Raw genomic sequence first — 22,034 nt, 5'->3', positions numbered from 1 at the left:
GGGGGTGAAAGCGGTGCTGGTGATCCTTGATAATTACGACTCTTTCGTCTACAACCTGGTGCAGTACCTGGGGGAGCTGGGGGCGGAAGTGAGGGTGTTCCGAAACGACCGTGTCGAGGTTGCCGCCCTGGCCGAGATGAACCCGGAAGCCATCGTCATATCGCCCGGACCCGGTCGCCCGGAGACGGCGGGAGTAAGTGTGGAGGCAGTGCTGCTACTGGGGTCGCGCATTCCCGTGCTGGGCGTGTGCCTCGGGCACCAGGCCATAGCCGTGGCGTACGGCGGCCTCGTCATGCTGGCCCCGGAGCCGGTTCACGGCAAAGTGTCCGCCATCCACCACCGCGGAGATGGGCTCTACGCCGGGGTTCCAAATCCGTTTCCGGCCACCAGGTATCATTCCCTGGTCGTGGATCCACACCGGTTGCCACCGGAACTGGAGGTGACAGCCTGGACGGAGGACGGCATGGTCATGGGGATCAGGCACAGGCGGTATCCAGTGGTGGGTGTGCAGTTTCACCCCGAGTCCATCCTCACCGCCCCGGGCAAGACCATCCTGGCCAACTTCCTGCGCATGGTAAGGGATTGGTGGGTAGGGACCGGTCGGGAGTGCTGACCGGGGGAGCCGGTTGCCCGCCCGGTTCAGGGGGCTGGGCGACAGTCCGGGCGGACGGGGGCGATACGGACCCGGGTGACGGCGGTTCGGAATGGGGAGGTGAGCATGGTGCTGCGCACGGCTCTACACAAAGTGGTGGACGGGATTTCCCTTTCCCTGGAGGAAGCGGAAGCGGCCATGCGGGAGATTGTGGAGGGCAGGGCCACCGATGCCCAGATCGGTGCTTACGTCACGGCCCTGCGCATGAAGGGCGAGACGGCAGCGGAAATCGCGGGGTCGGCCCGGGCCATGCGGGCGGTGGCCACACGCGTGCGCTCGCGGTACGGCAGGCTGGTGGACACCTGCGGGACGGGAGGGGATGGTTCGGGTAGCTTCAACATATCCACCGCGGCTGCCTTCGTGGTAGCCGGTGCCGGTCAGCCGGTAGCCAAACACGGCAACCGGGGGGTGTCCAGTCGTTCTGGCAGTGCCGACGTGCTGGAGGCGCTGGGGGTGAACCTGGACCTGGGACCGGACCAGATGGGCCGCTGCATAGACGAGGTGGGGATCGGGTTCCTCTATGCCCCCCGGCTGCATGCCGCCATGAGGCACGCAGCCGGTCCCCGCAGGGAACTGGGGATGCGCACCATCTTCAACCTGCTGGGCCCGCTGACGAATCCGGCCGGGCCCCGGGTCCAGCTCCTGGGGGTGTATCATCCCTCGCTGGTGGAACTGGTGGCCCGGGTGCTGCTCCTGCTGGGCACGGAACGTGCCCTGGTGGTGCACGGGGACGGGTTTGACGAGTTGACCACCACGGGGGTGAACCTGGTGGCCGAAGTCACTCCCGGGGGGGTGCGGGTTGAGGCCCTGGACGCGACCGACCTGGGGTTTCCCCGGGCAAGCCGCGATGAGTTGCTGGGGGGTACCCCCCGGGACAATGCGGAAACCATCAGGGCGGTGCTGGCGGGGGAGAAGGGCCCGCGACGGGATGTGGTGCTGCTGAATGCAGGCGCTGCTCTCTTCCTGAGCGGGATGGCCTCCCATCTGGGGGACGGGGTTCGCCTGGCTGCCGAGGTCGTGGACAGCGGCAGGGCCATGGGCAAGTTGGAAGCCCTGCGGCGCTTTACGGCCGAGGTCCTGAAGGGGGAAGCGTCCGCGTAGGGGGGATCGCTGTTGGCTGGGGGCGGATTTCTGGAGGTGCTGGTGTCGGCTGCCCGGGAGGAGGTCTCGCGAAGGCGGGCACGCCTGCCCCTGGGTGTGCTCAGGGACCAGGCTGGCAGTGCACAGCCGCGGCGGCGGTTTCGGGAGTCCCTACGCGGGGGGTCGCGGGCATGGCCGGCCATCGTCGCCGAGATCAAGCGGGCCTCTCCGTCCCGCGGCCCGCTTATGAACGACTGCCGGGCCGATGAGCTTGCCTCCCGGTACGAAGCTGCCGGCGCCCGGGCCATCTCGGTGGTGACCGAGCCCAGGTACTTTCGGGGCCGGCCGGAGGAGCTGGCCGAGGTGGGAAGGGCGGTCAGCCTGCCGGTGTTACGTAAGGACTTCGTGGTGGACGAGTACCAGGTGTATGAGACGGCCGCCCTGGGAGCGGATGCCGTGCTCCTCATCGCGCGGGTGCTGCCGGACGCCAGGTTGGCGGAGTTCTGCGCGCTGGCTCGTGAACTGGGGATCGAGGTGCTTGTGGAGGTACACGAGGAAGCGGAACTGGAACGCGTGCTGGCAGCAGGTGTGGACCTGGTGGGCATCAACAACCGGGACCTTTCCACTTTCCGCACCGACCTGGGAGTGACGGAGCGGCTGGCTCCCCGCTGCCCTCCCGGAGTGACCGTGGTGAGCGAAAGCGGCATCCGGCAGCGGTCGGACCTGGAGCGGCTGGCGGCCATCGGGGTCAGGGCAGCGCTGGTGGGGGAGGCCCTGCTGACCTCACCGGACCCCGCCGGGACTTTGCGCTGGCTGGCGGCGCCGCCGGAGGCCGCCGGCTGGGGAGCAGCGGGTGGCGGGGTCGAGGCGTGAGGGGAGGGCCGGCGATGGGGGTGCTGGTGAAGATATGCGGCCTGACCCGGGGCGAGGAGGTCGATTGGGCAGTGGAGGCGGGAGCTGACGCGGTCGGGTTCGTGTTTCACCCCTTGAGCCGCCGGCGGCTGGATCCTGAGCAGGCGCGGGTGCTGGCCGCCCGAGTCCCCGGGGGGGTCACGAAGGTGGGCGTGGTGGATAGCCCTGACCTGGACGGGCTGCTGGGGCTGGTTGATGCCGTGCCCCTGGACGCCGTGCAGTGGCACGGGCGGTACCGCGGCGACGTGATGGCGGCACTGCGCCGGTTACGGCCCGACGTCAAGTTGATCCTGGCAGTGGGGATGGGAAGGACGGAGGCAGTTCGATCGATACAGCAGGCGCTGCGGTTGGCCAATCTGGCCGAGTACTTTCTGCTCGACACCGCCGCCGGGGCGGGTGGGGGAACCGGTCTCACCTGGGAGTGGGCGAGCGGCCAGAGCATCGTGTGGCCCAGGCCGGTGATCGTGGCGGGAGGGTTGACCCCCGAAAATGTGGGTCGAGCCCTGGATCACCTCCTTCCCGCCGGTGTGGACGTGTCCAGCGGGGTGGAAAGGGACGGAGTTAAGGATCGGCATAAAGTCTTCGGTTTCGTGAGGGCGGTGCGCTCCTGGGAGCGCACCCGTGGGGGAGGTGCGGTGGATGAGTAACTACCCGTGGCCCGATGAGCGGGGCCGGTTTGGCGATCGGGGGAAGGTTTGTGCCGGCGTTCCCGCCCTTCGTGGCCCCCACCAGCACCGACGATCCGTGGGTCACGTGCACGATTGCGTGCACAAAATGCGACAGGCCCTTGACACGTCGGCGGAGAGCCGCTAAACTGTGCCCTAAATACTGCCGCCAAACCCATGAGGGGCGAATTACCCCGGACGGCGGGTGCAAAGAGAGCCAGCGGCCGGTGCGAGCTGGCCACCCGGCCGGGGGGATCCGGCCCTGAGGGCGGGCCGAGGCACATCCCAAGGCCCGGACGGTATGGGCCCGTTACTGCCCGGCAAGAGGTTGCGGCTTTTGTCGCAGCAAGCGGGGTGGCACCGCGGGAGTTGGCCTCTCGTCCCCGACAGCAGGGGGCGAGAGGCCTTTTACTATTTCGCCCCGTGGCAGCGGAGGCAGCAAGGGAGGGAGTTGTCCATGACGCACAGGCAGTACCTGATGATTCCGGGGCCCACGCCCGTGCCCGCACGGGCGGCCCTGGCGGAAGCAGCGCCCATGATCAACCACAGGGGGCCCGAATTCGGTGCGCTGCTCGGGGAAGTGACCGGAGCGCTCAAGCGGGTCTTCAGGACGACCCACCAGGTGCTCATTTTCCCGGCCGCCGGCACGGGTGCCATGGAAGCGGCTGCCGCCAACCTGGTGGCTCCCGGGGAAAGGGTGCTGGTGGCGGTGGCCGGGGAGTTCGGGGCCCGTTTTGCCGAGATCATGCGCGTCATGGGGGCCGACGTACGAACCCTGGAGTTCCCCTGGGGCGCCCCTGTCGACCCGGTCCAGGTGAACCGGGCCCTGGAGGCCGACCGCTCCATCAGAATCCTCGTGGTAACTCACAACGAGACGTCCACCGGGGTGACCATGGACCTGCCCGCACTGCGTCGGGCCATCCCGGGGGACGACGTGCTCTTCGTGGTGGATGCGATCAGTTCGGTGGGGGCCATAGATGTGCGCCCCGACGAGTGGGGCATCGATGTGCTGGTGGGGGCATCCCAAAAGGGGCTGATGGCGCCGCCCGGGCTGGCGCTGGTGGCCGTAAGCGAGGAGGCCTGGGAGAAGGTAGGGAGAACCCGGTGTCAGAGCGTCTACTGGAGCTTCGTGCGCGCGCGTGAGTTCCTGGAGAGGCCCAGCCCCCAGACCCCGTACACACCCGCGGTTTCCCTGCTTTACGCCCTGCGGGAGTCGCTGCGGTTGCTCGAGGCGGAGGGACTGGAGAACGTCTTCCGCCGCCACGCGGTGGTGGCCCGGGCCATACGGGCGGGTGTGCGCGCACTGGGGCTGGAGACGCTGGCTGCTGAGGCGTGCGCGTCCAACACGGTCACGGCGGTGAAGGTTCCCGACTGGCTCGACGGGCGTAAGCTTCTCGCCCTGCTCCAGGATCGCTACGGGGTGGTTTTGGCCGGCGGCCAGGGGCCGTTGGCCGGGCGGATTTTCCGGATCGGGCACGTGGGACAGGTGGGGTGGCAGGATGCGGTGGTGGTCCTGGCAGCCCTGGAGATGGCGTGTCGCGACCTGGGAGCCGAGCTGGAGCCGGGGCTGGCGGTGGCGGCTGCGGAAAAGGTGTTCGCGGGCGAGGGGCGATGCCCGGGGGCCGTGTAGCGCCGCGGAGGGCCAAAAGCTGTTTTGGGGGGGCGAACACCATGCGGATCCTGGTGACGGACGGAGTGGCTCCGGAAGGCGTCGAGGTGCTCAGGCAAGAGGCAGAGGTTGAGGTGACGGGACCGCTCCGGGAGGAGCAGCTTCTGGAGCTCATCGGGGAGTACGACGGGATGATGGTTCGCAGCGCCACCCGCATCACGGCACGCTGCATTGGGGAGGCGCGGCGGTTGAAAGTGATCGGACGGGCGGGGGTGGGGGTCGACAACATAGACCTGGAGGCGGCCACGCGCAAGGGCATCGTGGTGGTCAACGCGCCGGGCGGCAACGCGGTCGCGGTGGCCGAGCACGCGATCGGGTTGCTCCTGTGCCTGGCCCGGAAGATTCCCCAGGCCCATCAGCACGTGAAGTCGGGGCGCTGGGAGAGGAGCCGCTTTCTTGGCAAGGAAGTGCGGGGCAAGACGCTGGGGTTGTTCGGGTTGGGGCGGATCGGGTCGGAAGTCGCCAGGCGAGCTCTGGCCCTGGGGATGAGGGTGCTCGCCTACGATCCCGCCGTCTCCCCCGAACGGGCCATCGCTACGGGCGTGACCCCGGCCGAGCCTGCAGAGATCTTGTCGACTGCGGACTTCATCAGCCTGCACGTCCCCCTGACCCCGGATACCCGGGGAATGATCGGCGCAGAGGCAATATCGCGCATGAAGCCAGGGGTGTGCCTGATCAACTGCGCCCGGGGTGAGGTGGTGGACGAGGGGGCGCTGGTCCGTGCCCTCCAGGAGGGTAAGGTGGCCGGGGCGGCTCTGGACGTATTCAGTTCCGAACCACTCCCGCCCGGCCACCCCCTGCTGGGCCTGGACAACGTGATCCTGACACCCCACCTGGGTGCTTCCACTGCGGAAGCACAGGCCAGCGTGGCCGTCGAAACCGCCCGCGCCATCCTCGCCGTGTTGAGGGGTGAGCTGGTACCCAATGCGGTGAACGCACCCGCCCCCGCTCCCGAGGAGAGCAGGCAGTTGGCGCCTTTGCTGCCCCTGGCGGAGATGCTGGGCCGTTTCGCCGGGCAGTGGTCGGAAGGGATGATCCGAGGGGTGCGCGTGGCCTGGGCGGGCGAAGTGAGCAGCCTGGATACCCGCCCCCTCCTGAATGCCGTGCTGAAGGGGATGCTTCGGCCGCTCCTGCAGGAGCATGTGAACGCGGTCAATGCCCCCCTGCTCGCCCGGGAGAGAGGGATCAGGGTGACCGAGGTGAGGGCGGATGACACCGACGGCTACCCCAGCGGGATCACCGTTTCGACCAGCAGCAGCCGCGGTGAGCGCGCCGTAGGGGGAAGCCTCTCGGCACGAGGGGAACCTCGTCTGGTGCGCATAGACGGTTACCGCATCGACGTGTCTCCGGCCGATTTCATGCTCGTGTGCCCTCACATCGACCAGCCCGGAATCATCGGGCATGTGGGGACCATCCTGGGCAAGGCCGGTGTCAACATCTCGGGCATGCAGGTGGCCAGGCAGATCCGCGGCGGGGAGGCCATCATGGTGCTGGGTATGGATTCCCCCGCGCCCGCCGATGCCCTGGCTGAGATCGCCCGGGTCGAGGGTGTCCTCTCCGTCCGGCCCGTATACCTGCGGTGAAACTGATCAGGAGGGATCGACGTGGCCAGGTTCATGCCATTTCGTGCCGTGCACTTTGACCCCCGCGTGGTGGGCGGCGACCTGGGTCCCGTGATAGCGCCCCCATACGACGTGGTGGATTCCGCCCTGGGGGAGCGGCTGGCCGCCCGCCACCCGTACAACGCGGTGCGTCTGGAGCTGACCGTCCCCGTGGCCGGGGGTTCACCGGAGCGTTACCGGGAGGCGGCCAGCCTGTGGACGGCGTGGCGGCGGGCGGGCATTCTGGTGCGGGATGGACTCCCTGCCTTCTACCTGTGCGAGCACGAGTTCTGGCACGGTGGCCGCCGGCTGGTGCGCACGGCGGTAGTGGGGACCCTGACGGTCGCGGCGGGGGTACTGGCGCACGAGGACACCATGGCCCAGCCCAAGGAAGACCGCCTGCACCTGCTGCGCGCCTGCCGGGCCCAGTTCAGCCCCATACTTGCCCTGTACGAGGACCCCGAGGGCAGCGTGGCGGCCGCCTTGCGGGAGGCGCGGGGCGATGATCCCGATCTGCAGGCCGTCGGCGAGGGGGAGGCCCTGCGGGCCTGGAGAGTGACAGCGGAAGACGCCATCGAGCGCGTGACCGCGGCGGTGGGCAGCGGTCCCGTGGTGATCGCCGACGGCCACCACCGGTACGAGTCAGCCCGGAGATTTGCCGGGGAGACGGGGGAGGAGGGGCATCGGCGCGTCCTGGCCGCCCTGGTGGCGACCACCGATCCCGGGCTGGTGGTACTACCTACCCACCGAGTGGTGCGTCGGATCTCGCCGGGTGTCCGGGATCAAATTATGGAAAGGGTACGGGGCGCCTTCACCACCGAACCGATTCCGGGAGATATTCCCTTCGGGTGCGAGGACAGGGCTGCTTCCTGGTGGGAGGCTTTCGCGCCGCCGGCGAGGTCGGAGGACGGCCACATCCGGCTGGTGGCGGTGACCGACCAGGGAGCCTGGGCCCTGGGTTACCGCGGGGAAACGGCCGAGGCCCTGAAGCTCCTCGACGGCATCCTCTCGGAGGCGGGCGTGGCAGCGCGCGGGATCTTGGGCGAAGCTGGTGCGGCCGTGGAGTACACCAGGGATGCCGTTTGCGCCCTGCGGGAGGTGCTGGGGGGCCGGGCCCGGGCCGCCTTTTTCCCACCCGCCGTCTCGGTCGGGGAGGTGTTTCGGAAGGCGCGGGAGGGCTTCCGCTTCCCCCGCAAGACCACTTACTTTCATCCCAAGGTGCCCGCGGGGTTGCTCATGTGTGACCTTGACGACTAGCCCCGAATCGAAGGGGGTCTGCCGGCCGATGTCGAAGCACGAACATCTGAGACGCATTCTTTCCGAGATCCCAGGTGCTGTGGTGGCCTTTTCGGGGGGCGTGGATAGTACTTATTTGCTATACGTGGCCCGGGAGGTACTGGGGCAGCGGTTGCTGGCGGTAACGGCAAGTTCGGAGATACACCCCGAGGATGAGGTCGAGCGCGCCCGGGAACTGGCCGGAGCCATGGGGGTTCTACACCTGGTGGTGAGGACGCGCGAGCTGGAACTGCCTGCGTTTTCCTCGAACCCGCCCGACCGTTGCTACCACTGCAAGAGGGCGCTGCTTTCCCTGCTGTGGGATGTGGCCAGGGATCGCGGGCTGGCGTGTGTCCTGGAGGGTTCCAATGCCAGCGACGTGCTGGAGTACCGGCCGGGAGCGCGGGCCATCGCCGAGCTGGGGGTGCGCAGCCCATTGCAGGAGGCCGGGCTCACCAAATCCGAGATCCGCCAGTTGTCCCGGGAGGCAGGGTTGCCCACATGGGACCTGCCCCCCATGGCCTGCCTGGCCACCAGGTTTCCCTACCACACTGCCATCACCCGGGCGGGTCTGGAGGCGGTGGCGCAGGCGGAAAGGAGTCTGCGCACTCTGGGACTGCGGCTAGTCCGTGTGAGGCATCACGGAACGGTGGCCCGCATCGAGGTGGCTCCCGGGGAGATTGGGGCGGTGCTGGCGGCCCGGGAGGAAGTGGTGCGGGCAGTGAAGGGGGTTGGCTACGCATACGTGGCCCTGGACCTGCAGGGTTACCGCAGCGGTAGTATGGACGAGGTGTTGGGCAATGGCGGTCCGCAGTAAGTTATTGCCGGATCGCGACCATCCTGGCGGCGGCTTGCCGGTGAGGAGCTGGGGGCGGTGGATAGAGCTGCTCTGGTGAGTCTTCTCGAGCGAGTACGAAGGGGCGACCTCGGCGTTGAGGAGGCGGTCGAGGAACTGGCTGTACTGCCATATGAGGATATGGGTTTTGCCAAGCCGGACCATCACCGTGCCCTGCGTTTGGGTTTCCCGGAAGTTGTGTTCTGTCAGGGGAAAACCCCGACGCAGGTGGTCGAGATCCTTCAGAAGCTGGCCTCCCGGCATGTGGTGGTGATGGCCACGCGAGCCGATGAAGAGGTCTGGCAGGCTGTGCGGAAGTGGAACTCGCAGGCGGAGTATTTCCCCGCTGCCCGCATCATCGTCCTGCGTTCCGGAATCGATCGGGGGGCGGGGTATTGCCGGCCCAGAGGTTTTGTGGCAGTGGTCTCGGCGGGGACGGCGGACCTGCCCGTGGCGGAGGAGGCAGCGGTGACGCTGGAGGTGGCAGGCGACCCCGTGGAGCGTATTTACGATGTGGGGGTGGCGGGTTTGCACCGCTTGCTTCCCCATCTCCGCCTCCTGCGGCGGGCGCGAGTGGTGGTGGTGACGGCGGGCATGGAAGGGGCCTTGCCCAGTGTGGTGGCCGGGCTGGTGGGGCGGCCGGTGATAGCGGTCCCCACCAGTGTGGGGTACGGGGCGAGTCTGGGCGGGATGGCCGCGTTGCTGGCCATGCTCAACAGTTGTGCGCCCGGCGTGGCAGTGGTGAACATCGACAACGGCTTCGGCGCGGCGCAGATTGCCCACCTGATAAACTGCGACGAGTAGGGGGGTCACCGGTGGCTGAGGACGCCAGGGGCTTGCGGCTGGCTTTCGTGGACCCTGCCTCCGGCGTGAGCGGGGATATGCTGCTGGGGGCCATAATCGACTGCGGCGTGAGCGTCGAGGATCTGAACCGTGCCGTGGGGGCACTTCCCCTCCAGGGCGTTCAAATAGTGGCCCGGAAGGTGAACAAGGCCGGCATTTCGGCAACCAAGGCCGACGTGCTTCTGGCAGAGGGGGGCGGGGGCGGGCCGGCCGTGAACGAAGGACACGTGCACCGGGGGTTGCATGAGATATTCGCCCTGCTTGATTGCAGCTCTCTCCCCGGTGCCAGCGTGGCCCGGGTCAAGGAAGTTTTCCGGCTCCTGGCGGAGGCGGAGGGCCGCATACACGGCGTCCCTCCCGATCAGGTGCACTTCCACGAGGTGGGGGCGATCGACGCCATAGTGGACGTGGTAGGGGTGGTGGAGGGACTGAGGCTCCTGGGAGTGGAGATGTTGTTGTGCGGCCCGCTGCCGCTGACAGGTGGTGAAACCGTTGCGGCGCACGGCGTGATTCCCCTTCCTGCGCCCGCCACACTGGAACTGTTGAGGGGGTTCCCCGTGAAGGGGGCTCCCGGCGAGGTAGAACTGGTGACCCCCACGGGGGCGGCCCTCATGAAGGCCATGGCCCGGCCGACACTGTCCTGGCCGCGGATGGTTCCCGAAGCCGTCGGGTACGGGGCAGGAACCCGGAATCTCCCCCGTCCCAACGTATTGCGCCTGGCCGTGGGAACTGCCTGGGTTGCCGGCGACGGGTTGGACGAGGGCTTGACTTTTTGCGAGGCGGAGGCAGCGCGGGACCTGGGCGCCGAGCTGGAGCATTGCTTCCTGCTGGAGTGTAACATCGATGATATGAACCCGCAGTTCTACGATTACGTTCAAGAACGCATGTTCGAGGCGGGAGCTCTGGACGTGTTCATGAGACCTGCGTACATGAAGAAGCAGCGTCCCGGAGCGGTGCTTTCCGCGCTGTGCCGTGGTGCTGACCTGGCGGCCGTGATTTCGGTTTTCCTGCGCGAGACGACCACCATAGGCGTGAGGGGCTACCGGGTCACGCGATGGCTGGCGTCGCGAGAGGTCAGGGAGGTGACGACCCCCTACGGCACCGTCCGGGTCAAGTGTGCCTACCTGGGGGGCAAGCTGGTGAACGTGGCGCCCGAATACGGCGATTGCAAGGCACTGGCTGCCTCCTCGGGGGTTCCGCTGAAGGAGGTTTTCGCAGCGGCGCTCGCAGTCTGCGGGGCTGACCGCCGCTCAGGCGGAACAAGCGTAACCGCCGAATAGCGCCAATGTCGCTCCCACTTGGCTGGTGCCGATCTCATTTTGCTTTGGCGCTCCCTGGGCGAATGCGTATGGGATGAACTTGCCGCAGAAGTGCGGACCGTTGCAGCAGGTACCGGGGCAGGTCCCCTGGAGAGGGCGTGGGCATTGTCCGCCCCGGAGCGCATTAGGCATATGGGGAGGACGGCATCTGCGGCTTTCAGGGGGGCGCTGAGAGGTGAGAGGGCACATCAGGAAGAGATCCCGGAACGGGTGGACGGTCGTGGTGGAGTTGCCCCGCGACCCGCAGACGGGCAAGCGGCGGCAGAAGTGGGTGACGGTGAAAGGAAACAGGCGGGATGCGGAGCGCACCCTGACGCAACTGCTATTGCAGGTCGACGGGGGTGCCCTGGGTATGGCTCCCACAAGGTTAACGGTGGGGGAATATCTCCAGTGGTGGCTGGACACCGTGAAGCAAAGACTGCGACCGGCAACCTACGAATCCTGGAAGGAGCGCCTCAGGTACTGGTACCAGACTCTGGGAAGCAGGTACCTCGTCGCACTCACCCCCGTTGATGTCCAGCAGGCACTGTGCGCCTTGCCGGACACGCTATCGGGGGGAACGCGTGCCAGCGTCTTTGCAGTGCTGCGGGTGGCCATGAGGCAGGCGGCGAAGTGGGGTATGGTCGCGCGCTGTCCCACCGACGGGGTGAAATGCCCATCCCCGGGCGTCGGACGGGTGAACGTATGGACGGAAGAACAGATCCGGCTATTCCTGCGCGAGGCCCGGGGTTCGCGCTACTACCCGCTGTTTCACCTCGCGCTGGCGACGGGAATGCGCCTGGGGGAATTGCTGGGCCTGGTGTGGGAGGATGTGGATCTCGACCGGGGTGTCATCCAGGTAAGGCGTTCCCTGGTCGGACGGCCGAGCGGGCCGGAGCCGAGGTGGCAGGAGCCCAAGACGCCGCGTTCGCGGCGGCCGATACCGCTGGATTGTGTTTCCCTCGAGGTGCTTCGGCAACACAGGAAGCAGCAGATGGAGGAAAGGTGGAGGGCGGGTTCTTCGTGGCAAGACTACGGTCTTGTGTTCAGCACGGACAAAGGCAAGCCCCTTCAGCGTCCCAACATCACCAGGAGGCTGAAAGAGATTGCCCTGGTAGCCGGGGTTCCCGTTCTCCGTTTCCATGACCTCCGGCACAGCCATGCCACCGTGTTGCTGCGCCAGGGTGTGCACCCGAAGGTGGTCTCGGAACGGCTGGGGCATTCCTCGGTGGCGCTGACCCTCGACGTTTACAGCCATGTACTGCCCGATACCCAGAAGGAAGCGGCCCGGGCCATGGAGCGGGTTTGGGATCCGCCTTCGGTTGGCAATTCGTTAGCAACAGCGGATCCCGGGCCGTGACCCCGCTGGCTGCGCAGGGGCAAAACGGCCCGGCATACCCGCCTGGTGGTGGCGGGTATGGGGATGGCCGGAAGGGTTTCTGCCGGCGGGGGGCCTGGAGGCGGCCCTCCCGCCTCCGCGTTCAAGGGGGCCGCTATCGGCCCGCCAGCTGGACCGGGTGTGGCAGGCGGCCAGGGAATGCGGTTGGTCGCTGGCGGGTGCCATTCTGGGGCCAAACGGGCGCAGCGTGGCATGGTTGACAGGTGTGGGGGGTGCGCATATAATCGGGGATGCCATTGAGTGAGCACCGGGCAGTAATGTCCGGGGCCTTCATATATTGCCGGTGGAGTCCGATTAATTGGGGAGCTAGACTCCAGGGAGGAGAAGATCAGGTGGCCCAGAAAGAAATCGTTCTTTCGCCGGAGGGCCTGGAGAAGCTGGAGAAGGAGCTGGAATACCTGAAGTCGGTACGCCGGCGGGAAGTGGCCGAAAGGATCAAGCAGGCCCGTCAGTTCGGGGACCTGGACGAGAACTCGGAATACGAGAACGCCAAGAACGAGCAGGCCTTCGTGGAAGCGCGGATCGCGCAACTGGAGAATGTGCTCCGGTATGCCCGCGTCCTCAACCGGGAGGCCATCGACCCCGAACGGGTCAGCCTGGGATCGCGGGTAACGCTGCGCGACGTGGACACAGGGGACGAGTTCACTTATACTATCGTCTCCTCGGCGGAGGCCGACCCTTCTGCCGGTCGGATTTCCGACCAGTCCCCGGTGGGGCGTGCTGTCCTGGGGCAGAAGGTGGGTTCTCAGGTGGAAGTGGCGGCGCCTTTGGGTCGTTTCCGCTACGAGATCGTGGCGCTGGGGAGGTAAAAAGCCAGTTTGGAGATGAGCAGGGAAGAGCCCAGGCTGTCCGACGTGCTGGAGGCCCGCAGGGCCCGGCTGGAGCAATGGAGGGCGAAGGGGGTCGACCCGTTCGGGGGCAGGTTCGAGAAGACCCACTTCGCCCAGCAAATTAGAGAGGACTTTGCCGCCCTGGAGGGGCGCCCGGTGAGGGTAGCCGGCCGGGTGATGGGGATCAGGGTGCATGGGAAGGCCAGCTTTGCCGACCTGCAGGATATTTCCGGTCGCATCCAGGTTTACGCTCGGGCTGATGTGCTGCCGGGCGGGCAGTACGATGACTTCACTTTGCTGGACGTGGGCGACGTCATCGGAGTATGGGGCAAGGTCATGCGCACCCGCCGGGGCGAGGTCTCGGTGGAGGCGGAAGGGTGGCAACTCCTCACCAAGTCGCTGCGACCACTGCCCGAGAAGTGGCACGGCCTGAGGGACGTGGAACTCCGGTACCGCTACCGCTACCTGGACCTCATGGTGAACCCCGAGGTGCGGGACGTGTTCCTCACGCGGGCCCGGGTGGTGCGTGCCATCCGTAACTTCCTGGATGCCCGGGGGTTCTACGAGGTGGAGACCCCGGTGATGAGCCTGGTGGCGGGCGGGGCGACCGCACGCCCGTTCATCACCCACCACAATGCCCTTGACCTCGACCTGTACCTGCGCATTGCACTGGAGCTGTACCTTAAAAGGCTGATCGTGGGAGGCCTGGAAAAAGTATACGAGATCGGGCGGGTGTTCCGGAACGAGGGGATTTCCACCCGTCACAACCCCGAGTTCACCATGCTGGAACTCTACCAGGCTTATGCCGACTACGAGGACATGATGGTACTTACCGAGCAGATGATTTCCCGGGTAGCGGGGGAAGTCCTGGGGACCACGGTTATCACTTACCAGGGGAACCGGATTGAGCTGAATCCGCCCTGGCCGCGGCTGCGACTGTGGGATGCCATGCGCCGGTATGCTGGCCTGGGTCCCGAGGACATCAGGGATGACCGGGATGCGGCCGAGGTGGCTGCCGCACGGGGGCTGCGCCTGGACAAGCCCGCCACCAAGGCCAACGTCATCGACAAGATCCTGGAGGAGGAAGTGGAACCCCACCTGGTGCAGCCCGCGTTCCTGATCGACTACCCGGTGGAAATGTCCCCGCTTGCCAAACGCCGGGCAGATGATCCCGGGCTGGTGTACCGGTTCGAGGCGTTCGTGGCCTGCCGGGAGATAGCAAATGCCTTTTCGGAACTGAACGATCCCCTTGACCAGCGGGAGCGCTTCGAGCAGCAGGCAGCCGTGCGGGCCCGGGGTGACGAGGAGGCCCATCCCTTCGACGAAGACTTCCTCCTTGCCCTGGAATATGGGATGCCCCCCACCGGCGGCCTGGGGATCGGTATCGATCGCCTGGTGATGCTACTCACGGATTCACCTTCCATTCGGGACGTCATCCTCTTCCCTCTGCTACGCCCCCGCCCGGCCGAAGGCTGATCGCTCCTCCCACCCCCGTTGTCGTCCCCGGTCTCCGTACTCTGCGTCGATGGGGGCGATCGGCGTCACCTGCGCCGAGCGGCGCTAGACGCGGATTGTCTGCCAGCGGCGGCTGCGGAAGCGGAAGGTGACGAGGATGGCCCGGGTCCACTGGTCGCAGGCGATGGCACCCCATATGCCGTACAGGCCCAGGGGAAGGATGATTGCCCCCAGATAGCCCAGGCTGAGCCGCACTCCCCATATCCCCACCAGGGTGAGGTACAGCGGCCAGCGGGTGTCACCCGCTCCCCGTAGCGCCCCTGCAAGTACCGCGTACAGGGCCAGGCCCGGTTGAGATACGGCGGCGATCCGGAGGGCAGAACTGGCCAGGGCCGTCACCTGGGGGTCGGTGGTATACATCCGGGCCAGGAACAGGGAGAAGAAGGCGGTGGCGAGGGACACCGCCGTCACCAGGCCGAAGGCGAGCATTCGGGCCGTATACGCATACCTTTCTGCCAGGCGCGGCTTGCGGGCCCCCAGAGACTGCCCCACCAGGGCGGTGGCGGAAATTGCGAATCCCATAGTGATGGGGAAGGTGAGGTTGGTCAGGTTGACGGCGATCTGGTGGGCGGCGTAGGTGCTGGTGCCCAGAGAAGTGACCACCCTCACGAACATGAGGATGCCGAAGGACATGGCGAGTTGTTCGGCGGCGCTGGGAATACCCACGTTGAGGATGCGCCCCAGCAGCCCGAGGTCAGGGCGGTAGCTGGTCCAGGAGGCGACGCGCAGGCCGCACCGCCCGGTGACCGTGGTCACCAGGAACGCAGCACAGCCCCACAGGCCGCTCACCAGGAAGGATATGCCTGCCCCCTGCAGGCCCAGGGCGGGAGCACCCATCTTTCCCCCCACCAACAGGTAGGCGACGAGGATGTTGAGGACGGTACCCACCGCGTTGACCAGCATGGGGGTACGGGTGTCGCCGGCTCCCCGCAGGCTCGCCCCCAGGCACATGGCGGCAGCGCTGGGGGGAATGCTGGCGAACAGGAGCCGCAGGTAGGGTACCGCCAGGGCTGCGGTAGGGTCATCCAGGCCCATGGCCCGCAGGGCGGGCCGGGCCAGCATCCACCCCGCAACTCCCACCAGGGTAGAAAGGGCCGCCGTGGCCGACACGGCCTGGAGCACGGCAGCCCGCGCGGTGTCTGCATCCCCGGCCCCCATGGAGCGGGCCACTATGGTGGTGGCACCCGCCCCCAGAGCGAAGAAGCCGGAGACAAAGAACCACTGGAGCTGGTTGGATACCCCCACGGCGGCGATGGCGACAGGCCCCAGGTTTCCCACGATGGTGAGGATGAGCACCTGCGCCAGGCCGAAAAATAGTTGTTCGGCGACCGAGGGCCACGCCAGCGTGAGGACGTGCCGGACCAGGACTCCGGTGGGGGCCCCTTCGGACACGGATAAGAACGAGGCCGGGGAATTACTTCGAGTCACGCAATAACTTATTGGCTGACCGCGCCCGTTTTCCTCCTGCCCGGCAGCACAGCAGCACATGCCGCCGTTCCTGCACCGGGCGCCCGCCTCGTGCGGCCCGCCTCCCCCGGTTCCTGGTGCCGGTTCAACGGATCGGCTCTACTGGTCCCGTGTGCACGGTGATACCTCGGGCTGCCAGTTCCTCGAGGAAGAGGTCGGGAGGTACGGCCCCTTCGGCTTCCGGAGCGATCACACCGGGCCGGTTGATCTGGCGCCGTCCCACCATCAGGGTGCCGATGGCAAGGGGCACACCGGTCAGGTTCATCATGCGGTCTACAGCAGCCAGTTTCACCCGGGCCGGAATGCCGTCCTTTTCGCCCCGGACTTCCACGTGGATGCCCGATAGGGGGCGGGCAGGCTTCCCCACCTTCTCCATCATGGGGAGCAGGGGCTTGATGATGCGCCCCAGGGCATCCTTGCGGGCGGGAGTGGCGGTGAGCCCCAGGCGGGCCACAGCCACGGCTACCCAGTTAAGAAAGCTCTCGGTGAGGCCTCCCCGCAGTGTGACCTCCTGCAGACCGGGAATGAAGCGGGGGATGGTCACCGGTTCGGGGTGGCCCACGTGGTACACGGCCACGGGACCGATGGGCTCGGGGAAGGTGACGACTTTCCGGCCGGTCCCCGCGCGCACCTGGGTCATCTTGCCCCCGGAGAAGGTGGGAACCTGGCCGGTGAAGATGTGCATGGTGTGCAGGACAACTGCGTATCCCTCCGAGTCTGAAGAGGCTCCACACCAGGCGATGTGGACCTCGCGGGCGGAATCCAGCATGGTCACTCCCTTGCGCGCCAGGACGTTGGAGAGCCCCGGGGTCCATCCCAGACCGGTGAGGATGGTGACCCCTCGGTTTCTCGCATGGGGGTCAAGTTCCAGCACTGCTTGGGCAGCGTCGTAGTCGTCGCATATGCTCACGTAAGGCTTCCCGGCATCGATGGCCGCGCGGGCCACCCTTGCCTCGAAGAGGTAGAAGGGGCCGATGGCCCCCGCCGCCACGTCGTGCTCGGCGATGAGACGTACGAGGGCATTGTGGTCCCGGGCGTCCACGGCACGGGCCTGCGCCCTGGGGCCTATGGAGGCCGCTACCTGTTTCGCCTTCTCCAGGTTGCGGTCCGCGATCGTGAGTAATTCAACTTCGGGGGAGCGCCCCAGCTCCCTGGCCGCACGGCTGCCCATGTCCCCCGCTCCGCCCAGCACCACGACCTTCATGGGAAGACCCCCTCTCCCGTGATCGTTCACTGGTGAAATTCGCCAGTCGTCAAAAATTACCTGCCGCGGCGTACCAGTTGGAGGCGGGCGAGGTGAGAGCGCTGGGCCCGGGTGTTACCGGGCTGCGGATGACGCCGCCGCTCCCGGCCGACGGGACCGCCGGTACGGATCAGAGCACCTTGCTTAGGAAGGCGCGGGTACGTTCGTGCCGGGGAGAAGCGAAGATCTGCTCGGGTGGACCTTGCTCCAGGATGATGCCGTGTTCCAGGAACATGATGCGGTCGGCCACCTCGCGGGCGAACCCCATCTCATGGCTGACTACCAGCATGGTCATCCCCTCCCGGGCCAGGTCCTTCATGACCGCCAGCACTTCTCCGATCATCTCCGGGTCCAGGGCCGAGGTGGGTTCGTCGAACAGCATCAATTTGGGGCGCATGGCCAGGGCGCGGGCGATCGCCACCCGCTGCTGCTGCCCGCCGGAAAGTTGCGCGGGCAGGCTGTTCACTTTGGCTGCCAGCCCCACCTTGGCCAGCAGTTCCCGGCCCAGCTCCTCGGCCTCCGGGCGGGCCATACCAAGCACCTTGATGGGGGCCAGGGTCACGTTCTCCAGGGCGGTGAGGTGGGGGAAGAGGTGGAAGAGCTGGAACACCATGCCTACCTGGCGCCTGATCTGGCACACGGGGGCGTGCCGGTCGGTGATGCACTGGCCGTCGATGTACACCTCCCCCGACGTGGGCTCTTCCAGCCGGTTGATGCAGCGCAGGAGGGTGCTCTTGCCGCCTCCGCTGGGGCCGATGATGACCACCACTTCCTGACGCGCCACTTCGAAGCTGACGCCCTTTAGTACTTCCAGGCGGCCGAAGTATTTGTGAAGATCCTTGACCACCAACATGGGCCCGTTCACTGCGTTTCAGCTCCCCTCGCGGCGGTGCTCGCGCTTGAGTTTCATTTCCGTCCAGGACACCAGCCGGGTGAACGGCAGGGTCATGGCCAGGTAAAGTAGCGCCACAGTAATCCAGATCTCAAATGGTCGGAAGCTGCGGCCGGCCGAAATCATGCCCCGGAAGAGGAGTTCCTCCATCGAGATGATGGACACCATCGAGGAATCCTTGAGCATGGCGATGAACTCGTTGCCCAGGGGAGGCAGGACCCGCCGGAACGCCTGGGGGAGGATGACGTAACGCATGGCCTGGAAGGGGGTCATGCCCAGGGAAAGGGCCGCCTCAGTCTGACCCCGCTCTATGGACTGGATGCCGGCCCGAAATATTTCGGTGACGTACGCGCCGCAGTTGATGCTGAGGGCAGCAATGGCGTCCACCACCATGTTGGGCTTGTACCCGAATAGCTGGGGGAGGCCGAAATGGATAAGCATGATCTGGGCCAGGAGGGGCGTGCCCCGGAAGAAGTCGACGTATATGGCGGCCGGCCAGGAAAACGCCTTAAATCGTGACAGGCGGGCGATGGCGGCGAAGAGGCCGATGACGGTGCCAAGGGCCGTGGTGATCACCGTGAGCCGCAGGGTCAGCCAGGCCCCGCCCACCAGGAACGGCAAGTAACGCTCCATGATGTCCCAATTGAGGGTCACGGGGGTTGCACCTCCGGTCAAGAAAAGGGGGGCGTACGGTGTGACGCCCCCCTTCCCTCACTTTTTGTCGTCGCGGGTTCTCTCACTTGCCAAAGTACTGAGCGTAGATCTGGTCGTACTTGCCGCTGGCCTTGAGGGCAGCGAGGGCGTGGTTGATCTTGGCGTGGAGTTCAGTATCCTCCTTGCGCATGGCCATCCCCAGGTACTCCACGTTTATCGGTTGGCCGATCACGAAGGGATCGCCGGGGTTGGCCTTCATGTGCTCTACCGCTACGGGCAGGTCGATGACGCAGGCGACGGCACCACCGATCTTGACCTCGTTGATGGCGTCGGGGGTGCTCTTGAACTTCTTTATCTTTACCAGCTTCTTGCCCTCGCTCTTAAACTTTTCGTTCAACTTCTCCATGGCGAACTGGCCGGTAGTGTTGACCTGCACAGCTACATCCTTACCGGCCAGGTCATCCGGCCCCTTGATGTTGGCGTCCTGGCGGGACATGATGACCTGTCCGGACTTGAAGTATGGGTCAGAAAAGGTCACGGCCAGAGCGCGTTCGTCGGTGATGGTCATGCCCGAGATGATGAGGTCGATCTCTTTGGCCAGCAGGGCGGGAATGAGACCGTCCCAGGCCATGTTGCGGATGTCGGCCTTGAACCCGGCCTCATCTGCGATGGCCCGGATCAGGTCCATGTCGAAGCCCTTGAACTCACCTGTCTTCTCGTCTATCCACTCGAACGGCGGGTAGGCGGCCTCCGTCCCCACCTTTACCACCGGTTTCTCCGGCGGTGGCGCGGGTTGCTGAGCCGTGGGCGCTGGCGCGGGTTGCTCGGCCTTCTGTGCACATCCGGCCAGCCCGAGCAGCAAACCCAGCGCCAGCAACACGGCTATCGTCTTCCTCACGACTATCCCCCCTCCGGTCAGTCTCGTGGGGTTCTTTTTTCGCCGTTGGGGGGATAATTCCTGCCTATGAGGGCACTTCTCCTAAAAAGTTGATGGGGATCGGGCGCCGTCCCGTGGGGGATACGAGTGTGGCTTCCCTCAGCCGGACCGGTCCCTCCCCCACGTCCACCACAAGGAACGGGTAGGTGAGGACCTGGGCCACCATGGCCCCGCGGGGTGGGCCCACCAGCTCCACCTCCAGCTTTCCCGCGGAGAGCTGCTCGGCGAGCGACGCGGTGAGACGCAACTCATACCCCGCAGTCCTCTGCTCTCCAGCGCAAACGAGAAGGTAGATCCTGTGCCGGTACGAGGTCACGTAAACCCCCGCCTCCGGTGTCTCGGCCCGTTCGGCAAGAGGCCTCGGTATTTCTTCCCGCCCCAGGAGGCGGGGTGTCTCCCCGGGCATGCGCCCACCTCCATATCACGTTATGCTGTGGATCACGGTATGCACCGGCGTCATGCTATGCGCCGGATCGCCGTGCGCCGGGGCCTGGAGGCGGCAGCGGGGGCTGGGCCGGCATGCGGCGCTTGTGCTCGGAGGCTTCGTGCATGCGAACGATGCAGTCGCGGACGGCGGGCTCAGCTTCGCCCGTGAGCAGGTAACGGTCGAGATCGGCGTAAGTGAGGCCCATTTCACCTTCGTCTGTCTGGCCCGCCCACAGCCCGGCCGTGGGAGGTTTGGTGATGATGCGTTCGGGAATGCCCAGGTGGCGGGCCAGTTCCCGTACCTCGCTTTTGACCAGGCCGGCCAGGGGGAGGATGTCCACTCCTCCATCCCCGTACTTGGTGAAGTAGCCCACGTGCAACTCGCTGCGGTTGCCGGTGCCCACCACCAGCAGGTTGTGGGTGTTGGCGTAGTAATAGAGTGCGATCATGCGCAGGCGGGGCTTGAGGTTAGCCAGGGCCATCCTGCGGCGATCGGGAGCACCTTCCTCGGGCAGGACCCGACGCAGGGCCTCGTAGGGTCCGTCGAGGGGTATGGTGACGGGCTCCAGATTAAGCGACCTGGCCACCAGGCGGGCATCTTCCAGGTCGACGGGGTTGCTCTCGCAGGGGAGGATCAGGGTGTGGGCCGTCTGCGGAAAGGCCCGCTGGCAGAGGGCCGCCACCACCGCGGAGTCCACCCCCCCGCTCAACCCCACCACGGTACCCCGTGCTCCTGCCCTGTCCACCTGCTCGTGGATCCATTCTGTCAGATAACGGGCCAGCTCTTCGGTGCGCATCTGGTCCCTCTCCTTTCCTGTGGTCACCTCATTATTTTGCACGGATCGACCGGCAGGTCCTTCCCCCTGTGTCAGATTTGTGACTGCGGTCCGGCAGGGGACGTCCGGCGCCGGGGCCGATGTTGTCCGGTGGTCTCAGCCTGATGGTGGTGCCCGGTGTTTCGCACACGTTGGTCCCCAATTGGGAATATATCCCTCAACAATGGGTACAATAAGGAGTGCAGTTACCATATTATAGGAAAAGGAGTGTGGTGGGATGGAGGACGTGGAGAAGCTGTTCTACCAGGACATGCGTGAGAAGCGGGTGTCAGCTTCCGGCGCCCGTCACAAGAAGGGCAAGAGGGGCCGCGTTGGGCGTGTGGTTACACCGGCGGACATCTCCGGGCCCGAGTACCGCCAGGGAAGCCAGACCTTGAGCTACAACATAACGGAACTCGTGGGAGTGCTGAGCCAGAGCCCTGCGCTGAAGGAAGCCCTCCTGGCCCGCCTGGACGAAGAGTACCGCACTTACCGGCTGGCCATCGAGCGCACCGTCGAGGCCGTCAACCAGTTGGTGGGGGCAGCCCTGCAGGCCACTCACCGCCAGATTCAGCAGTTGGAAAGCCGGGTGCAGCTCCTGGAGGAAGTGGTGCGGGAGGGTCAGAGCGTCGTTTGCCCGGCTGCAGCCCCGGATGCTGCAGCCTCCGGTGACGATGACAGGGAGGCGGGACATCCTGGTGCTCCCCAGGCGCGGCCGGCTCGCAAGCGTATTCGCTGGGGCAACACGCCTGAGGAGATCAAGAATACCACGTTCCGGGTGCTGGAGGGACTGCAAAAGAGCGGAGAACGCATCACGGTGGGGCTTATCCGCTCCCGCACCCCGAGTATGATGCGCTGGTTGTACGGTGAAAAGGCGGTGTTCGCCGGCCTCAAGGGTTTGCTGGAAGAGTACCAGCAGCATCTGACCCAGGCCGTCGGCTCATAACATCGCGCCCGCCGACCCCGGGGCCTATTCCAGGGGTCGGCAGGAACTCCGCCATAGGGGTGCACGCCCCAGCAGGTGCT

21 protein-coding genes are annotated in these 22,034 nt (G+C 66.3%); 14 read left to right on the top strand and 7 right to left on the bottom strand.

The window, feature by feature from the left end; genetic code table 11:
• Nucleotides 1-13 precede the first annotated feature (13 nt).
• From AB1446_00750 to lysS, 13 genes are all read left to right on the top strand, one after another.
• The gene (locus tag AB1446_00750) at nt 14-613 is read left to right on the top strand and encodes an aminodeoxychorismate/anthranilate synthase component II (GenBank protein MEW6545431.1); all 600 of its coding nucleotides are present in this window, start codon (nt 14-16) and stop codon (nt 611-613) included.
• Between the two features lie 105 nt (nt 614-718).
• A complete protein-coding gene (gene trpD / locus AB1446_00745) occupies nt 719-1,753 on the top strand; it encodes an anthranilate phosphoribosyltransferase (GenBank protein MEW6545430.1) in 1,035 nt (344 codons plus the stop codon).
• 12 nt (nt 1,754-1,765) lie between these two features.
• Nucleotides 1,766-2,605 carry an indole-3-glycerol phosphate synthase TrpC gene (gene trpC / locus AB1446_00740; protein ID MEW6545429.1) on the top strand — a complete coding sequence of 280 codons (840 nt, stop codon included), beginning with the start codon at nt 1,766-1,768 and terminating at the stop codon, nt 2,603-2,605.
• Between the two features lie 14 nt (nt 2,606-2,619).
• Nucleotides 2,620-3,291 carry a phosphoribosylanthranilate isomerase gene (locus AB1446_00735; GenBank protein MEW6545428.1) on the top strand — a complete coding sequence of 224 codons (672 nt, stop codon included), beginning with the start codon at nt 2,620-2,622 and terminating at the stop codon, nt 3,289-3,291.
• A gap of 475 nt (nt 3,292-3,766) precedes the next feature.
• Nucleotides 3,767-4,939 (top strand): alanine--glyoxylate aminotransferase family protein, encoded by a 1,173-nt coding sequence (locus AB1446_00730; GenBank protein MEW6545427.1) that lies wholly within the window; start codon nt 3,767-3,769, stop codon nt 4,937-4,939.
• A 41-nt stretch (nt 4,940-4,980) separates the two neighbouring features.
• Nucleotides 4,981-6,561 (top strand): phosphoglycerate dehydrogenase, encoded by a 1,581-nt coding sequence (serA, locus tag AB1446_00725; GenBank protein ID MEW6545426.1) that lies wholly within the window; start codon nt 4,981-4,983, stop codon nt 6,559-6,561.
• A gap of 21 nt (nt 6,562-6,582) precedes the next feature.
• Nucleotides 6,583-7,836 (top strand): DUF1015 domain-containing protein, encoded by a 1,254-nt coding sequence (locus AB1446_00720; GenBank protein ID MEW6545425.1) that lies wholly within the window; start codon nt 6,583-6,585, stop codon nt 7,834-7,836.
• Between the two features lie 28 nt (nt 7,837-7,864).
• A complete protein-coding gene (gene larE / locus AB1446_00715; protein MEW6545424.1) occupies nt 7,865-8,671 on the top strand; it encodes an ATP-dependent sacrificial sulfur transferase LarE in 807 nt (268 codons plus the stop codon).
• 57 nt (nt 8,672-8,728) lie between these two features.
• Nucleotides 8,729-9,493 (top strand): nickel pincer cofactor biosynthesis protein LarB, encoded by a 765-nt coding sequence (gene larB / locus AB1446_00710; protein ID MEW6545423.1) that lies wholly within the window; start codon nt 8,729-8,731, stop codon nt 9,491-9,493.
• 11 nt (nt 9,494-9,504) lie between these two features.
• Nucleotides 9,505-10,812 (top strand): nickel pincer cofactor biosynthesis protein LarC, encoded by a 1,308-nt coding sequence (larC, locus tag AB1446_00705; GenBank protein MEW6545422.1) that lies wholly within the window; start codon nt 9,505-9,507, stop codon nt 10,810-10,812.
• A gap of 214 nt (nt 10,813-11,026) precedes the next feature.
• Complete coding sequence (locus tag AB1446_00700) at nt 11,027-12,190, top strand: tyrosine-type recombinase/integrase (GenBank protein MEW6545421.1); 1,164 nt, start codon at nt 11,027-11,029, stop codon at nt 12,188-12,190.
• Nucleotides 12,191-12,561: 371 nt separating this feature from the next.
• Nucleotides 12,562-13,038, top strand: a complete 477-nt coding sequence (gene greA, locus AB1446_00695) for a transcription elongation factor GreA (protein ID MEW6545420.1) — start codon at nt 12,562-12,564, stop codon at nt 13,036-13,038.
• Between the two features lie 15 nt (nt 13,039-13,053).
• Complete coding sequence (gene lysS / locus AB1446_00690; protein ID MEW6545419.1) at nt 13,054-14,535, top strand: lysine--tRNA ligase; 1,482 nt, start codon at nt 13,054-13,056, stop codon at nt 14,533-14,535.
• A gap of 84 nt (nt 14,536-14,619) precedes the next feature.
• On the opposite strand, the gene AB1446_00685 is transcribed toward lysS, so the two are convergent.
• The 7 genes from AB1446_00685 to nadE form a co-directional block, all read right to left on the bottom strand.
• On the bottom strand, nt 14,620-16,002 hold the full coding sequence (locus AB1446_00685; protein ID MEW6545418.1) for an MATE family efflux transporter: 1,383 nt from the start codon (nt 16,000-16,002) through the stop codon (nt 14,620-14,622).
• A 124-nt stretch (nt 16,003-16,126) separates the two neighbouring features.
• The gene (locus AB1446_00680; GenBank protein MEW6545417.1) at nt 16,127-17,245 is read right to left on the bottom strand and encodes a saccharopine dehydrogenase NADP-binding domain-containing protein; all 1,119 of its coding nucleotides are present in this window, start codon (nt 17,243-17,245) and stop codon (nt 16,127-16,129) included.
• A gap of 169 nt (nt 17,246-17,414) precedes the next feature.
• The gene (locus tag AB1446_00675) at nt 17,415-18,137 is read right to left on the bottom strand and encodes an amino acid ABC transporter ATP-binding protein (GenBank protein MEW6545416.1); all 723 of its coding nucleotides are present in this window, start codon (nt 18,135-18,137) and stop codon (nt 17,415-17,417) included.
• 18 nt (nt 18,138-18,155) lie between these two features.
• The gene (locus AB1446_00670; protein MEW6545415.1) at nt 18,156-18,830 is read right to left on the bottom strand and encodes an amino acid ABC transporter permease; all 675 of its coding nucleotides are present in this window, start codon (nt 18,828-18,830) and stop codon (nt 18,156-18,158) included.
• 82 nt (nt 18,831-18,912) lie between these two features.
• Nucleotides 18,913-19,728, bottom strand: coding sequence for a basic amino acid ABC transporter substrate-binding protein (locus AB1446_00665; protein MEW6545414.1), 816 nt, complete (start codon nt 19,726-19,728; stop codon nt 18,913-18,915).
• A 64-nt stretch (nt 19,729-19,792) separates the two neighbouring features.
• Nucleotides 19,793-20,173, bottom strand: coding sequence for a protease complex subunit PrcB family protein (locus AB1446_00660; protein MEW6545413.1), 381 nt, complete (start codon nt 20,171-20,173; stop codon nt 19,793-19,795).
• Between the two features lie 55 nt (nt 20,174-20,228).
• Nucleotides 20,229-20,990, bottom strand: coding sequence for an NAD(+) synthase (gene nadE, locus AB1446_00655; GenBank protein ID MEW6545412.1), 762 nt, complete (start codon nt 20,988-20,990; stop codon nt 20,229-20,231).
• A 256-nt stretch (nt 20,991-21,246) separates the two neighbouring features.
• Here nadE and AB1446_00650 point away from each other — a divergent pair, with 256 nt between their 5' ends.
• Nucleotides 21,247-21,954 carry a hypothetical protein gene (locus AB1446_00650; GenBank protein ID MEW6545411.1) on the top strand — a complete coding sequence of 236 codons (708 nt, stop codon included), beginning with the start codon at nt 21,247-21,249 and terminating at the stop codon, nt 21,952-21,954.
• The last annotated feature ends 80 nt before the right edge of the window (nt 21,955-22,034 follow it).

The organism is Bacillota bacterium (genome assembly GCA_040757085.1).
In the GTDB taxonomy this organism is placed as follows: domain Bacteria; phylum Bacillota; class Sulfobacillia; order JACIYH01; family JACIYH01; genus JACIYH01.
The sequence above is the reverse complement of the archived record's forward strand: the minus strand, read 5'-3'. Positions and strand labels throughout refer to the sequence as shown.